Annotated in this window: 15 protein-coding genes; 5 read left to right on the forward strand and 10 right to left on the reverse strand. The window is 57.6% G+C overall.

Annotated features, from left to right (window positions below; translation table 11 throughout):
- Nucleotides 1–11: 11 nt before the first annotated feature.
- The 6 genes from urtC to ureE all read right to left on the reverse strand — a co-directional run bounded on the left by urtC (nucleotide 12) and on the right by ureE (nucleotide 5,525).
- Complete coding sequence (urtC, locus tag SynA1524_RS12430; RefSeq protein ID WP_186498335.1) at nucleotides 12–1,133, reverse strand: urea ABC transporter permease subunit UrtC; 1,122 nt, start codon at nucleotides 1,131–1,133, stop codon at nucleotides 12–14.
- A 17-nt stretch (nucleotides 1,134–1,150) separates the two neighbouring features.
- The gene (gene urtB / locus SynA1524_RS12435) at nucleotides 1,151–2,308 is read right to left on the reverse strand and encodes an urea ABC transporter permease subunit UrtB (RefSeq protein WP_186498336.1); all 1,158 of its coding nucleotides are present in this window, start codon (nucleotides 2,306–2,308) and stop codon (nucleotides 1,151–1,153) included.
- Nucleotides 2,309–2,380: 72 nt separating this feature from the next.
- Nucleotides 2,381–3,688, reverse strand: coding sequence for an urea ABC transporter substrate-binding protein (gene urtA, locus SynA1524_RS12440; RefSeq protein WP_186498337.1), 1,308 nt, complete (start codon nucleotides 3,686–3,688; stop codon nucleotides 2,381–2,383).
- Nucleotides 3,689–3,805: 117 nt separating this feature from the next.
- Nucleotides 3,806–4,408 (reverse strand): urease accessory protein UreG, encoded by a 603-nt coding sequence (ureG, locus tag SynA1524_RS12445; protein WP_186498338.1) that lies wholly within the window; start codon nucleotides 4,406–4,408, stop codon nucleotides 3,806–3,808.
- Nucleotides 4,408–5,076 (reverse strand): urease accessory protein UreF, encoded by a 669-nt coding sequence (locus SynA1524_RS12450; RefSeq protein WP_186498339.1) that lies wholly within the window; start codon nucleotides 5,074–5,076, stop codon nucleotides 4,408–4,410. Before SynA1524_RS12450 ends, ureG begins: the two co-directional genes overlap by 1 nt.
- Nucleotides 5,073–5,525: an urease accessory protein UreE gene (gene ureE / locus SynA1524_RS12455; protein WP_011129298.1), complete on the reverse strand. Its 453-nt coding sequence runs from the start codon at nucleotides 5,523–5,525 to the stop codon at nucleotides 5,073–5,075. Before ureE ends, SynA1524_RS12450 begins: the two co-directional genes overlap by 4 nt.
- Before the next feature lie 98 nt (nucleotides 5,526–5,623).
- Between ureE and SynA1524_RS12460 the strand changes: the two genes are divergently transcribed.
- The 5 genes from SynA1524_RS12460 to SynA1524_RS12480 all read left to right on the forward strand — a co-directional run bounded on the left by SynA1524_RS12460 (nucleotide 5,624) and on the right by SynA1524_RS12480 (nucleotide 9,295).
- The gene (locus SynA1524_RS12460; RefSeq protein ID WP_186499652.1) at nucleotides 5,624–6,559 is read left to right on the forward strand and encodes an urease accessory protein UreD; all 936 of its coding nucleotides are present in this window, start codon (nucleotides 5,624–5,626) and stop codon (nucleotides 6,557–6,559) included.
- Nucleotides 6,560–6,577: 18 nt separating this feature from the next.
- Entirely contained in the window at nucleotides 6,578–6,880 is a 303-nt protein-coding gene (locus tag SynA1524_RS12465) for an urease subunit gamma (protein WP_006851427.1), read from the forward strand.
- Between the two features lie 10 nt (nucleotides 6,881–6,890).
- Nucleotides 6,891–7,211, forward strand: coding sequence for an urease subunit beta (locus SynA1524_RS12470; protein ID WP_186498340.1), 321 nt, complete (start codon nucleotides 6,891–6,893; stop codon nucleotides 7,209–7,211).
- Between the two features lie 3 nt (nucleotides 7,212–7,214).
- The gene (gene ureC, locus SynA1524_RS12475; protein WP_186498341.1) at nucleotides 7,215–8,924 is read left to right on the forward strand and encodes an urease subunit alpha; all 1,710 of its coding nucleotides are present in this window, start codon (nucleotides 7,215–7,217) and stop codon (nucleotides 8,922–8,924) included.
- Between the two features lie 203 nt (nucleotides 8,925–9,127).
- A complete protein-coding gene (locus SynA1524_RS12480) occupies nucleotides 9,128–9,295 on the forward strand; it encodes a DUF4278 domain-containing protein (protein ID WP_186498342.1) in 168 nt (55 codons plus the stop codon).
- Between the two features lie 11 nt (nucleotides 9,296–9,306).
- Here the strand turns inward: SynA1524_RS12480 and SynA1524_RS12485 are convergent, their stop codons facing one another.
- Genes SynA1524_RS12485 through SynA1524_RS12500 form a run of 4 tightly spaced genes read right to left on the reverse strand, consistent with a single transcriptional unit; the run spans nucleotide 9,307 to nucleotide 14,503 of the window.
- Nucleotides 9,307–9,981 carry a DUF1028 domain-containing protein gene (locus SynA1524_RS12485; RefSeq protein WP_186498343.1) on the reverse strand — a complete coding sequence of 225 codons (675 nt, stop codon included), beginning with the start codon at nucleotides 9,979–9,981 and terminating at the stop codon, nucleotides 9,307–9,309.
- On the reverse strand, nucleotides 9,978–11,294 hold the full coding sequence (locus SynA1524_RS12490; protein ID WP_286188596.1) for a Zn-dependent hydrolase: 1,317 nt from the start codon (nucleotides 11,292–11,294) through the stop codon (nucleotides 9,978–9,980). Before SynA1524_RS12490 ends, SynA1524_RS12485 begins: the two co-directional genes overlap by 4 nt.
- A 59-nt stretch (nucleotides 11,295–11,353) precedes the next feature.
- On the reverse strand, nucleotides 11,354–13,378 hold the full coding sequence (gene asnB, locus SynA1524_RS12495; RefSeq protein ID WP_186498345.1) for an asparagine synthase (glutamine-hydrolyzing): 2,025 nt from the start codon (nucleotides 13,376–13,378) through the stop codon (nucleotides 11,354–11,356).
- 9 nt (nucleotides 13,379–13,387) lie between these two features.
- Nucleotides 13,388–14,503: an aspartate/ornithine carbamoyltransferase family protein gene (locus SynA1524_RS12500; protein ID WP_186499653.1), complete on the reverse strand. Its 1,116-nt coding sequence runs from the start codon at nucleotides 14,501–14,503 to the stop codon at nucleotides 13,388–13,390.
- Nucleotides 14,504–14,568 lie beyond the last annotated feature (65 nt).

Consider the following 14,568-nt stretch of genomic DNA (forward strand, 5'->3'; position numbering starts at 1 on the left):
TTAAAAGCAAACTATTGTGATTCAACTGTGTAACTTTTATCTATTTCTAATTTTGGATAAGTCGAAGATTTTTTGGCAATTCCAAAGGCTGCCAACATCGAAGTAAATCCACCATTCTTGAACCATCCATAAATACCATCCGGCATCAACACAACCACGAAGATAAACAGACCACCCTGCACAAACAACCAGGCTTCTGGTAGTGCTTCACTGACAAGGCTTCGTAAGTAGTTCACCAAAACGGCGCCTATAATCGGTCCGATCAATGTTCCACGACCACCAACGGCGACCCAAATCACCATTTCAATAGACATTGAAATGGCCATGTACTGAGGTGAAACGATACCTGACTGAACTGTATAAAGTGCACCTGAAATGCCAGCCAAGCCACCAGCAACTAAAAAGACGATCACTTTAAAAGGAACCGGATTAAACCCACTGAAACGGAGTCGTGCTTCATCATCTCTGATCCCGATCAAAGCATCACCAAAACGACCACTCGTTAAAAACTTACATAAGAGATAGGCAAAAGGGAGAATTATAAGTGTAATCCGATAGAACATAATCTGAGCATCATCGGAGCCCACGATCATTCCGAAGATCTCCGTTGTGCTCGTCTTAAGGCCATTCGTTCCATTAACAAGCTTCTGCTGACCATTGAAAAAATGGTAAAAAACCATCAAAGAAGCCTGAGTAATAATAGAAAAATAAACACCCTTGATTCTGTTTCTAAAAATCAAATATCCGACAAGGCCAGCAACCACAGCAGGAATTAACCATATAGCAATCAATGTCCAAGGGAATGACCAGAATGGTTGCCAGAAAAACGGAAGGTTATCAACACCATAATTCTCAAAGAACTTAGGCAGACCATTAGCACCAGTGGTGAAATCATTGTTAGTCACCAAGAGAAGATGCATGGCTATGGCATAACCACCCAAGGCAAAGAAGATACCTTGACCAAGACTTAGGAGTCCGGTATATCCCCAGATCAGGTCGATACCTAAAGCAATGATAGCTAAAGAAAAATACCTACCGAAAAGGTTAAGGCGGAACTGTGAAAGAATCGCTGGTAGGACAAAGAATGCGAAGGCGAGAAGAAGCCAGGGAATCAGCTTTTTGAAAATTTTCATGGTAAAAACAGTAGTAATCAGGATTCGACAGATCGTCCCTTTTGAGGGAACATCCCAGTAGGTTTAAATTGAAGGAACGTAATAATAAAGATAAATATCAGCACATATGACATACTTGTTGTGGCAAAGAACTCAATCACAGCAGCAGGACCAGCCGGTATATTGTCGAAAGCAATTAAGATGGCACCAGATCCAATGATGGATTGAATGATGCCAAGCATCATCGAAGCAATCACAGTACCAACAAGATTTCCAACTCCCCCTAGAACAATAACCATAAAGCAAGAAACGATATAGGCCGCTCCAAGATTGGGTCCTACAGAGCCAAGCAGAGTGATCGCACTACCAGCAACACCAGCTAAGCCTGATCCAATCCCGAAGGTGATGCTGTCGACACTATCAGTGGGAATACCCAAGCAATTGCTCATCTGGCGATTTTGAGTGACAGCACGGATACGTAAACCCCAAACACTCTTTGTGAGGAACCATGCCACAAACGCAAGCAGCAGAGCCGAAAGGATAATGATAAAAATTCGAATACCTGGCAACTCAATCCCCGCAATGGAACCCCAGCTTCCTTGCAACCATTTCGGAGCTGTCACGTCAATATTGCGAGGTCCAAACCAAGCTTTAGAGAGCATCTTAGAAGCTGTCATCGCATTAATTGAAATAAATCCAATCGCTGATGCCACAACCCAAGCAAAACCTGATAAATAAGGGTAGAAATTAGCACTTTTAAGCTTTGCTGGTGAAAATCGTTGAGAGAAATAACCTAGCAATATCGCAATTAATATACCTAAAACCATACTTGTTGAAACACTGCGTATAAATTGAATCAGCACAAGGCTGACACCCCAAGTAGCAAGCAATGTCTCAAGCGGTCGGCCATATAATTGCCGTATTAATGTTCTTTCCAGAAGAATGCCGACAATTCCAGTAATGACAAAGGCAAAAAATAATGCGAAAAAATAATAGAGTTGGAAAACACCTTCGCCAAGAGGCTTGAACATGTTTTGAGTGACAAAAGTCACGTAAGCTCCAACCATCATCAACTCGCCATGAGCGAGATTGATTACCCCCATCAAACCAAAAACGATGGCAAGGCCAGTAGCCGCAAGAAGCAAAACTGACCCAATGCTGAGCCCATCAAGGAGCTGTGAAAAAATTAATTCCATCAGTACATGGGGTAAAAAAAAGGGCCACAAGTTTATTGTGGCCCACTATTCAAAGAAATTCAGAAGTAACGATTACATCTTGAACTTTCCGGCATCAGCACGATCAAGGGTCCAGTCGCACTTGTAGCCTTTGGTCTCAGGAACGTACTGGTTCCAAGTGATAGGAGGAACAGGGGTCTTGCTGTCCCAGAGAATCTCAAACTGACCATCCTCCTTAGCCTCACCAATCCGCACAGTCTGTGAGATGTGGTGATTGGGATACATCTCAATCGGACCCTGAGGAGCATCGAGCTTAATTCCGATCAGTGCATCCCGGACAGCATCCAGATCTTCATAAGTGCCAGCCTTCTCAACAGCAGCCTTCCAGAGGTAAACCATGTTGTAAGCCGACTCCATCGGATCGTTCGTCACACGATCATCACCGTACTCAGCAAGGAATGCTGAATTGAAGGTATCGGAGGCCGAGGTTCCGAGGGACATGAAATAGTTCCAGGCCGCATAAGTGCCGCCCACATACTCAGGTCCGATCTGACGGATCTCCTCCTCAGCGATGGAGAAGGACATGATCGGATACTTTTCCGGAGTAATTCCTGCTGCCTTGAACTGCTTGAACAGGGCAACGTTGGAATCACCGTTCAGAGTGTTGATGATGATTCCACCATCAGGGAACTCCTTCTTGATCTTGGCGATGATAGGTGCCACCTCAGTGTTGCCCAGAGGGATGTAGTCCTCACCGACTGTCTCACCACCCAGGCTCTTGACCTGCTCTTTGATGATGGTGTTAGCAGTTCTGGGGTAGACGTAGTCAGAACCAACCAAATAAACCTTCTTGCCGTACTTGTCGGCGAACTGCTCAAACAGCCAGTCAACAGCGGGCTCAGCCTGCTGGTTAGGGACAGCGCCGGTGTAGAAGATGTTCTTGGAGCACTCCTGACCTTCGTACTGAATTGGGTAGAAGAGGAAGTGATCCTTGGCTTCGTAAACCGGAAGCATTGCCTTCCGACTTGCGGATGTCCAGCCGCCAAACACAACGGCAACCTTATCGGCGTCGATCAGCTTCTGTGACTTCTCCGCGAAGGTAGGCCAATCTGAAGCACCATCTTCAGAGGTGTAGGTGATCTTGTAGCTCTTGCCATCGATTTTGACGCCACCGTCGGCATTGATTTCCTTGATCGCCATCTCCTCGACTTCTTTTAGAGTCGTTTCGGAGATCGCCATCGTTCCGCTAAGGGAATGAAGGATGCCAACTTTGATTTCACCATCAAAATCTGCACCACCACCAGCGGAATCACCACTGTCTCCGCCACAGGCGGTCATTGTGACTCCCACTGTTGTGGCAGCGAAAGCAGCTAGCAGACGCTTCGTAAACGTTGAATTCATGAAGAAAGACACACGGTGGATGAGACCGCCATGAGGGCGACAATAGAACCGTATGAACCGTCCAAGACCCGATTTGTATCGACTACGACATTTTGAGAATTGCCGCGATTCGTTGACTTAATTCGGTAGCTGTTGCAACACAAATGCCTCCACTTCCTTCAATCCTTCGCCGCTCTGGAGATTAGTGAAACACCAGGGACGCTCGCCCCGCATTCGCTGAGTGTCCGCCTCCATCACCGAGAGGTCGGCACCCACTAGGGGTGCCAGGTCGATCTTGTTGATCACCAGCAGATCGGATCGGGTGATGCCAGGCCCTCCCTTGCGGGGAATCTTGTCCCCAGCGGCGACATCGATCACATAAATGCAGAGGTCCACCAACTCCGGACTGAAGCTGGCAGCCAAGTTGTCGCCACCGCTTTCCACCATCACAAGATCCAGATCCGGAAACTGTTTCTCCAAATCGGCCACAGCCGCCCGGTTGATGGAACAGTCCTCACGGATCGCCGTATGCGGACAGCCGCCCGTTTCCACGCCGCGGATCCGTTCCGGCTCAAGGGCGCCAGCGCGCGTCAAAAATTGCGCATCTTCCTGGGTGTAGATGTCGTTGGTGACAACAGCCAGCTCAAGCTGACCGCGCAGTCTGTGGCAAAGCGCCTCCACCAACGCAGTTTTGCCGGAACCGACCGGACCGGCCACCCCAAGACGCAACTTGCTGCTCATCAGCTCCGAAACAAGCGGGAATACAACTCAGCATGAGCGAGCTGCGCCATGCCAGCCCCAACGCCGCTGGTCCACAACTGCCGGGGATCCCGTCGTTGCAGCTGCTCGGCCTGCCCAATGATGAATGGCAGCAAGCGGTTCTGCAGCTGCTGAGCCCGGCTGGGGCCCAACGGCAAGAGCCGCACCGCAGCACTGAGCTGATTGGCGACCCAGCCGTAGAGGTAGCCCTCCACCATCTCGCTCTCCGCCACCCCCAAGGCCTGCGCTGCCCATGCCCAGGCCGCTGGCCAGCTCAACGCCACCTGCTCCGGCAAGGGGTGGCCCATCTCCGCGAGGAGATTGAGCAACGACCCACCCATCTGTCGTTGCTGAGCCCGCAGTTCAGCCGATTCACGACCGGCCAGCAGCCAGCCATCAAGATCCAGCACCCGGCAGCAGGCCGCGGTCTCTCCTGCTGACCATGCCGTGAATGCACGCAGCAGCGATGGCAACGCCGCCGCCTCCAATCGGATCGCCCCCCGCGACAGCTCCGCCTCCAACCAGGCCTGCAGTTGCTGCTCATCTCTGATCGTCTCCGACTGGATCAGAACTTCCAATCCCTCCGAATAACTGAAGCCACCAACCGGCAGAGCGGGGCTCACCAGCTGCAGCAGCGCCAGCGAACTCATCCGTGCTGATGGCCTGCGTAGGCGCCGCCTTCGGGCCGGAACGGTCGCTGACAGCGACTGAGCTGCAGACCACGGCTTTCCAGCATCGTCGCCAACACGGCGTCCTCCAGCAGATACAGATCCTGCTCATGCAGCTCGAGGGCCACATGTCTGTTTCCCAGGTGATAAGCCGCCTGCATCAACGCCAAGGCTGATGTCGCCCGCACCCGCAACAGCGCTTCGGTGGCTGCCGTCACTTCCACCCTGGCTGTACCAGCGGCATCACTGAGCTGATCCCCTGGCTGCAGGGCCCCGTCCCTTGGCAACTGCAACAGCACCTCCCGGCCACAGTCCGTGCGGCGACGGCCACGCACAACGCTGCGTTCATCCGCCGTGAGCGGCAACAGCAGATCAGCTTGATCAGCCCTGGCGGCAAGCCGTTGATCCAGAACAAGAACGGCCTGCGTCACCCGTGCTTCACGTAGAAACTCAAGCCTGCCCAGCCGTGGGCCAGCATTTGGTGATGGTTGTTACCGAGCTTCATCCCACGGCGAAGGAGCGTGCCCCCATGCAATCCCTTGAGCCCTGGCACGGCCGCTGCCGGCTGCAGTTCCAAACCACCAACGGCAGCACCAAACACCAGGGGGGATGCACAGCTCCGTTCAAGCTGCTGCGGGCAGACGTGGGGGATCACGGCCGCTGTGAGCTGCCCCTTCTCCACACCGCCGGCGGCCTGGTGGGAGGCGATGAGCTCAGCATTGAGCTTGACCTCGGCCCTGACAGTCGCAGCCTGATCACCAGCGTGGCGGCCCAGAAGGTCTACGGCTCCGTGGGCCGCAGCCGTCTCAATCCCGACGGAGCCTGGACCCAGCAGTCCGTGACCTGCAGGTTGGAAGACACCAGTGATCTGGAGTGGCTGCCCCAAGAACTGGTGCTCTACGCGGACGCGTTGTTCCAACAGACCCTAACGGTGAGCCTGCCGAACAACGCCTCATTTCTCAGCGCCGAGATCGTGCGGCTGGGGCGCACCGCCGCAGGGGAGCAGCTAAGTCGCGGGCGCTGGCGCTCCTGCCTTGAGATTCAGCGCGAAGGGGCGCACCAGCCCCGATGGGAGCTGGTGGACCGGCTGGAACTGAGCGACACCAGCCTCAACGACCCCCACGGACTTGGTGGTGCTCCCGTGTTCGGCTCACTGGTTTGGGCAGCACCAATGCCCTTGACCGGTGAGCAGATCACCCTGCTGCTGGCGGGAGCCCGCAGCGACCGTGACGGCCTTGAGGGAACCATGCGCTGCAGCAGCCTTGATCAAGGGCTGATCGCCCGCTACGCCGGCCCCTCCAGCCGCGATGCCCGCTTCTGGTTCAGCCGAATCTGGGCACGAACCCGCGCCTTACGGGGACTCTCCACGCCGCGCATTCCTCGGGTCTGGCCCCTGCAGGAACAGCCGTTGATGGGACAACCGTTCACGGCGAACGCTTCACCGACCGCTGCAACGACACACTGAAGAGGACCCAGGCTCTCCATGCATCTCAGTCCCCAGGAAAAGGACAAGCTCCTGATCGTGACCGCGGCGCTGCTGGCCGAGAGGCGCTTGAACCGTGGCCTGAAGCTCAACCACCCCGAAGCAGTGGCCTGGCTCAGTTTTCTGGTGCTTGAAGGCGCCCGTGACGGCAAGAGCGTGGCGGAGCTGATGCAGGAAGGCACCACCTGGCTGCGTCAGGACCAGGTGATGGAGGGCGTACCCGAGCTCGTCCATGAGGTGCAGATCGAGGCCGTCTTCCCCGATGGCACCAAGCTCGTCACCCTGCATGACCCGATTCGCTGAGACAGAACCCATGGCACCTCTCATTCCAGGCGAACTGCTTCCCGAACCGGGTGAACTCGAACTGAATGCAGGCCGACCCGTCACCACGGTGAGCGTCTCCAACAGTGGGGATCGCCCTGTGCAAGTGGGCTCCCATTTCCATTTCGCCGAAGCCAACGCCGCCCTGCAGTTCGACCGGGCCGCAGCCCGCGGTCAACGGCTCGACATCCCCGCCGGCACGGCCATCCGCTTTGAACCCGGCGACAGCCGCGACGTGAACCTGATTCCCTTCGCCGGTGCGCGACGCGTCATCGGCTTCAACGGCCAGATCAACGGACCCCTCGACGCCTGACCCATGCCCTACCGCATCTCCCGCCAGGCCTACGCCGAGACCTACGGACCCACCACCGGCGACCGGGTTCGCCTGGCCGACACCGAGCTGATCCTCGAAGTCGAGAAGGATTTCACCGTGTACGGCGACGAGGTGAAGTTCGGCGGCGGCAAGGTGATTCGCGATGGCATGGGCCAGTCCCAGACCCCTCGAGCCGAGGGCGCCGTCGACACGGTGATCACCAATGCTCTGATCCTGGATTGGTGGGGCATCGTCAAAGCCGATGTCGGACTGAAAGACGGCCGGATCGTGGGCATCGGCAAAGCCGGCAACCCCGACACCCAGGAAGGGGTGACCATCGTGGTGGGCCCCGGCACCGAGGCGATCGCTGGGGAAGGTCACATCCTCACGGCCGGTGGCATCGACACCCACATCCACTTCATCTGCCCCCAGCAGATCGAAACAGCTCTGGCCAGTGGCGTCACCACCCTGATGGGAGGCGGCACCGGACCAGCCACCGGCACCAACGCCACCACCTGCACCCCCGGCGCCTTCCACATCGGGCGAATGCTCCAGGCAGCGGAAGGCCTGCCGGTGAATCTGGGCTTCTTCGGCAAGGGCAACGCCAGCACCCCTGAAGCCCTGGAAGAACAGGTGCGCGCCGGCGCCTGCGGCTTGAAGCTGCATGAAGACTGGGGCACCACACCGGCAACGATCGATGCCTGCCTGTCGGTGGCCGACCGGATGGATGTGCAGGTGTGCATCCACACCGACACCTTGAATGAAGCCGGCTTCGTGGAAGACACGATCGCCGCCATCAAGGGACGCACCATTCACACCTTCCACACCGAAGGTGCCGGCGGCGGCCATGCACCGGACATCATCAAGATCTGCGGCAAAGCGAATGTGCTGCCAAGCAGCACCAACCCCACCCGGCCCTACACCCGCAACACGCTTGAGGAGCACCTCGACATGCTGATGGTGTGCCACCACCTCGATCCGAAGATCCCGGAAGACGTGGCTTTTGCCGAATCGCGGATTCGCCGCGAAACGATCGCCGCCGAAGACATCCTTCACGACCTGGGCGCCTTCTCGATCATCGCCAGCGACTCCCAGGCCATGGGGCGCGTGGGCGAAGTGATCACCCGCACCTTCCAGACCGCCCACAAGATGAAGGTGCAGCGCGGTGCACTGCCGGAAGACTCCAACCGCAATGACAACCATCGGCTGAAGCGCTACATCGCCAAGGTGACAATCAACCCCGCTCTTGCCCATGGCATCAGCAGCGAGGTGGGCTCGATCGAAACCGGCAAGCTCGCCGATCTCGTGCTGTGGAAGCCGGGCTTCTTCGGCATTCGCCCGGAACTAGTGGTGAAGGGCGGTTCGATCGTCTGGGCCCAGATGGGCGATGCGAACGCCTCGATCCCAACCCCCGGCCCCGTGCACGGCCGGCCGATGTTCGGCGCCTTCGGCAAAGCCCTCGCCCCCAGTTGTCTCACCTTCGTGAGCGAAGCGGCGATGGATGCCGACATCCAATCAAAACTCAGGCTTGACCGCACTTGCATGGCGGTGAAGGACACCCGCAGCGTGGGCAAGAGCGCCCTCAAGCTGAATGCAGCGCTGCCCAAGGTGAGCGTGGACCCGCAGACCTATGAGGTGTTCGCCGACGGTGAACTGCTCACCTGCGAGCCCGCTGAGGTGCTGCCCCTGGCCCAGCGCTATCTGTTGCTGTAATGCAGAGGACACCGCAAGGTTTTCTTATTCACCAATTCAATAGAAAAGTCAAGTTGGTATCACCATGAACGACATTCAAGAATTCCGTCTCTGCATAATTAATTTGTAGCAACTGCTACAGACGTTCACCTTGCCTCTCTCGGTAAGGCGCAGTTCGACTCAGGCCATGGAACGGGGACCTGAGCTTGCTTCGAGGAACCACCATGACGACTCTTCTCTACAGAGGTCACGCCTACCAGCAGGTCAAAGACGCTGCTCAACAGCAGAGCGTGCAACTCACCTACCGCCGCAACGTGTATCAAGCCCGCCAGGCTGATGTGCGTCAGGCCCGGGTTCAGCTCACCTACCGGGGTGTCAGCTACCTGCGCTGAAAACCGCTTCTTCAGGCGACAAGCCGGTTGAGCATGGGCAATTCCAGCAGTTCATCGCGCCACTGCTGAGCCCATCGATCCTGGCTGCGTTCGTAGAGCTCCATCAGCTCCTCGACAGCACCGGCACGGTAGTCAACGCGAAGGTCCAGCAATGGAAATGCCGCTTCGCCGCTCACCTGCAGAGCGGCGGAGGTGCAGCTTGGTGAACGTTGGTCGCCACCAGCCTGCTCTCCTGCCAGCAGGGCAGTCATCAAACGATGGCCCAGTTTCCAGTTGGGATCACTGGTGAGAAACGTCTGTTCCATCGCCTCCAGCACCACTTCGCCAGCCAGGCAGTTACCCGCAACCGAAAGGTTGGGATGATGCCGATGACCGGCCCATCCGCCGCACTCAACTCCAGTCCAGCAAGCCGTGCGCCCATCAAGATCGATCAGATGGAACTGGCGCCAATCCCGTTGGGGGTCATCCAGCAGAAGGCTGTTCAGCACATCCTGCGCATCCGCATGCTGTTCAAGACGCTCCAGTCCGCAAATTCCCAGATAAGGATTGGTGTGAGCTTGGGTTGCGACGGCACCAACTCCAGATCGGATGTGGGGAACAGTGGAGCCCACGGCCAGGTGACAGGTCGCTACGGCAACGCCGAAACGACCGTTGTTGGGATCTCGCGCCAGGATTGAAAAGGTCAAGACAGCTCGAGATCCAAACGCTGCAGCGTCCCCAGCAAGACGGCAGCCCCAGCCCAGCACTGCTCGTCACTGGTGAATTCCTTGGCTGAGTGGCTGAGCCCACCACGGCTGGGGACGAAGATCATTCCCATCGGCCAGCGACGCCCGATCTCCTGAGCATCGTGACTGGCACGGCTGGGGAGGTGGCTATGCGACAACCCCAGATCCTCTGCAGCAGAGACGATCGCTGCCATCACTCCATCCGCTGCAGCTGTGGGTTCCACCTCAAATTGCGGTTCCAACTGGATTGGGCATCCGGTTTCGGCACCGATTCGCTCCACCTGCTGCATCAACTCAGCCACCAACTGATCGAGCACAACTGAGTTCACATCCCGAAGGTCAACGGTCAGTGCCACTGAGCCCGGCACCACATTGGCGGCGTTGGGCCAGACCTCGAGTCGACCAACTGTGGCAACGGGATCGCCCGGGTGCTGTCGTGCCATCGTCTCCACTGCCAGCACGATCCGAGACGCCGCCACCAGAGCGTCCTGCCGCAGGGTCATCGGCGTGGTGCCGGCGTGGTTCGGCTGACCATCCACCTGGATGCTGAAACGGCGTTGTCCCACAACGCCCTCCACCACACCGATGTCGTCACCGCGTTGCTCGAGCACGCCTCCCTGTTCCACATGAAGCTCAAGAAAAGCAGCACACGCATCGTCCGCCCGACGCGCTGAGGCCAACGATGGCCAGTGGCCACCGATACGAGCGAGATTGTCCTCGATCGGTTCCCGATTGCTGGTGGCATAGGCCTTGGGGTCACAGGAAGCCGTTCCGGCCATGCCCTTGCACCCAACCATCGTCGATTCCTCATCGGCGAAGGCGATCAACTCGAGATCGTGCTGAAGACAAATGCTGTTGTCCTGCAAGGAGCGACAGACTTCAAGACCTGCCAGAACCCCCAACACACCGTCAAAGCGCCCACCGGTGGGAACGGTGTCGAGGTGGGAACCGGTCATCAGTGCTGGGCGATCCGGATCCAACCCCTGAAGCCGACCGATCAGGTTGCCCACCGTATCGATCCGAACCTGAAGACCAGCCTCGTTCATCCATCGGGCCAGCAAGGCACGTCCCGCAACGTCCTCAGTCGAGAAACCCCGTCGACAGACGCTGCCATCGGGCTGCAGCCCAATGGCAGCCATTTCAGCCAAGGATTGCATCAGACGCTCACGGTTGGGTCGAATGCCCACCTGTGCGTTCGACCGAGCAGTGACCTGGCATGTGGTCAGGAGGGACGGCAATGCAGTGGCCTTCAGATCAAAAGATCTTTTCACCATCGCCGCAGCGACCCAAACGGCCTGTCGTCAATGCGACGTTTTAACCCTCACCAAAGAATTCAAACGGGCATCAGCACCCGCCACCCGAGGCGATCAGCCTGCTCGCGAGCCTGGGCTGGCACATCGGCCGCTACAAACATCCGATGCAGCATCTGGACACCCAGGAGGTGGTTGATGACGGCGTCCATCTGAACCCGCTCGGCGTCGGTAGTGGCAGGGTCGTCGTGGCGCGCAAACAAGGCACTAACGCCCTCTTTGCTCAACAACCCAGCCGCATCAATCGCTTCATCACTCAGGTAATCATCAGCCAACTGCTTCATCTGCGCCCACTTCTCGGGCTCCGTGTGGGCCGGGGGCGCCATGAAGGCAAATTTTTCGCGCTTGTAGAGCACCTCCGGCAGTAGGCCCGCCATGGCCTCCCGCAGCACATATTTCTCAGTTTTCCCCTTGATCCGCAGCTCTGGAGGCACCTGAACCGCCGCGGCCGCCAGATGGTGATCCAGGAAAGCCGGCCGTGCCTCCATGGAGTTGGCCATGTCGACGCGATCACCTCCCCAGGTGAGGATCTGGCCTTCCAACATCGTTTTGATCCAGACGTACTGAGCCTTGTCGAGGGCATGGCGACCATCGAGTTGCTGGGGATTCAACTGCTCAGCAATGGCCTTACCTGGCGAGTACTCCACCAACGCCTGACGGTGCTCGTCAGCCAGCAGATCCGGCACCAGCGGCGCGCAGGCCAGCCAAGGCTGCAGACAGCTGGGGGTGAAGCCCACCACGGCATCAAGATCGGGATCATCCACCTGATCGGCCGCCAGCATCGCTCCCTGCACCAGCGAATTGTTGGTCTGCAGCAGAGACTCCCAATCCTGGCGATCGTTCTGCGGCAGTGCCTCCAGACCATGGAGGAACATGTCACGCCGAAACGCGGGATAGCCACCAAACAGCTCGTCTGACCCTTCCCCGGTCATCACGACTTTGTAGTCGACACTGTTGACATGGCGACTCATCAAGTATTTGGCCACAGCCAAGGTGTTGTAAATCGTGCGCTCGGTGTGCCAGAGCGTTTGTTCCATGTGGCCGTACAACTCACGACCCGACAGACGCATGACGTCCTGCTCGGCACCGGTGGCCTCCGCCATCTCGGCAGCAATGGGTGTTTCGTCGTAGCGCGCATCATCGAAGCCGATCGTGAAGGCCTTGACGGGACCCTGACTCACCGCCGACGCAAGACCGAGGATCGAACAACTGTCGATGCCGCCTGAGAGGTAACAACCCACGGGCACGTCGGCCACCATCCGCATCTCCACCGCTTCCAGCAAAGCAGCACGAACATTGGCGATGTGATCAGCCTCCGTGAGGGTGCTGTCCCGCTGATCCAAACGTGGAAAATCGACATCCCAGTAGGTCGACTTCGACACCTCCAGCCGGTCACCCCTGCGCTGCACCTTCAGCACATGACCGGGCTGAACCTGGTGCACCCCGGCGAAGGCGGTAGTTCCCGGGACCATGGTCTGCATCAACTGATGAAAAAGACCCTCCGACGTGAAACGTCGCTCCACGGCCGGGTGAGCAAACAGCACCTTCAACTCGGAGCCGAACACCAACCCCTCCGGCGTCATCGTCCAGTACTGGGGCTTGATGCCGAAGCGATCCCTCACCAAATAGAGACAGTCATCCGCCGCATCAAACAGCGCAAAGGCGAATTCCCCCCGCAGCAAAGGCAACGTGGACTCGAGACCCTGCCGTTGATACAGGCGCAGCAAAATCTCGGAATCACTCTTCGAGGAGAAACGCACCCCCTGGGCGGTGAGATCAGCTCGGATGCGCTGAAAGTCGTAGAACTCGCCGTTGTGCGCCATCAGCACCTGACGGTCGTTGCTGAGAAACGGCTGACGTGCCCGGGATTCGTTCAAATCAATGATCGACAAGCGGGCATGACAGAAGCCGACACCGGCTGCGTCGAGGCATTCCACACCGAAACCATCCGGTCCGCGATGGGACTGGATGGCCGCCATGTTGACCAACAGCTGGCGATCCAACGTCTGATGACGATCCGCCAGAAACACACCTCCGATTCCGCACATCAGTTCGCCTCAGATCACATCCATCACTCGCTCGGCACGGTTCACCATGCAAGTGAGCAGTGCCATGCGCAGAAACACCGCCCCACGCGCCTGGCTGAAATACCAGTTGTGCGGCGTCTCATCAAGACAGGTGCTCAGCTCGGAACCCCGGGCCAAGGGATGCAGCACGATCGCCTCCGGCTTGAACGGCAGATCCCGGGTGAGACGAAATCCACCGCCGTGCACCTCGTAGCTGTCGCCAACCCAGGCAATCGCATTGATGTAAACGACATCCAGATCGGGAATCTCAGCAGCCAGATCTGAACTGCAGCGGATGGACATCCCGCTTGCTTCCAGTTCCTCCAGCTGGCCTGGATCGAACAAAGGCGCTTCAGACTCCACCTCGGGCGCATGAATCACCACCACCTCCTCCAGGATCTGGGGGAATTTGCTGAGGATCCGCAGCAGCGAGCGCACGGTGCGCATCCGCGACGGCAAGCCGATCACCCCGATGCGGATCCGATCCTCCGGGGAGACCTCTTTCGAAGCAAGGCTTGGACGCCATTTGAACATCGTGTAGAGATCCGCCATCGCCTGTGTCGGATGCTCATCAATGCCGTTACCGGCATTGATGATCGGAATCCGCAGGGTGGAACTCATGGCGTACACGGCCTCCGGATTGCTGTCGCGAAGCACCACACAGTCGCCGTAGTTGTTGAACATGTGCGCCACGTCCTCGAGCGACTCCCCCTTGGCGATGCCGGTGGTGCTGCGATCGGTGATGTTGATGGAATCACCGCCAAGACGATGCCAGGCGCTGTCGAAGGAGAGGCGTGTGCGCGTGCTGGGCTCGTAGAACGCGTTGATCAGGATCTTGCCGGTGAGCGGCGTGTTGTGCCGGCAGTAACGGTCTGGGTTGCTTTCGAATTTCGCCGCCAGTCGAAACAGCTGGAGCAGGGTTTCAGCGCGAAATGCCTGAATCGACACCACGTGTTGATCGACGAGATCCACCAACGGCTCGCCGTCTTCAGCGATTGCGGCCAAAAGCTCCTGCGGCTGATTGTTGCCGAACACATCAGGACCCATCGGCTGGAAGCGGAGCGGCGCCGAAGCTTCCTCGATCACGGCTGTGCGGGGTTGTGCCATAAGCAGTTGCATCAACACCCGATTTGCCAGATCGCGTGATGTGCCATGAATCACATCATCCTTCG

Source organism: Synechococcus sp. A15-24 (assembly GCF_014280195.1).
Taxonomy (GTDB): domain Bacteria; phylum Cyanobacteriota; class Cyanobacteriia; order PCC-6307; family Cyanobiaceae; genus Parasynechococcus.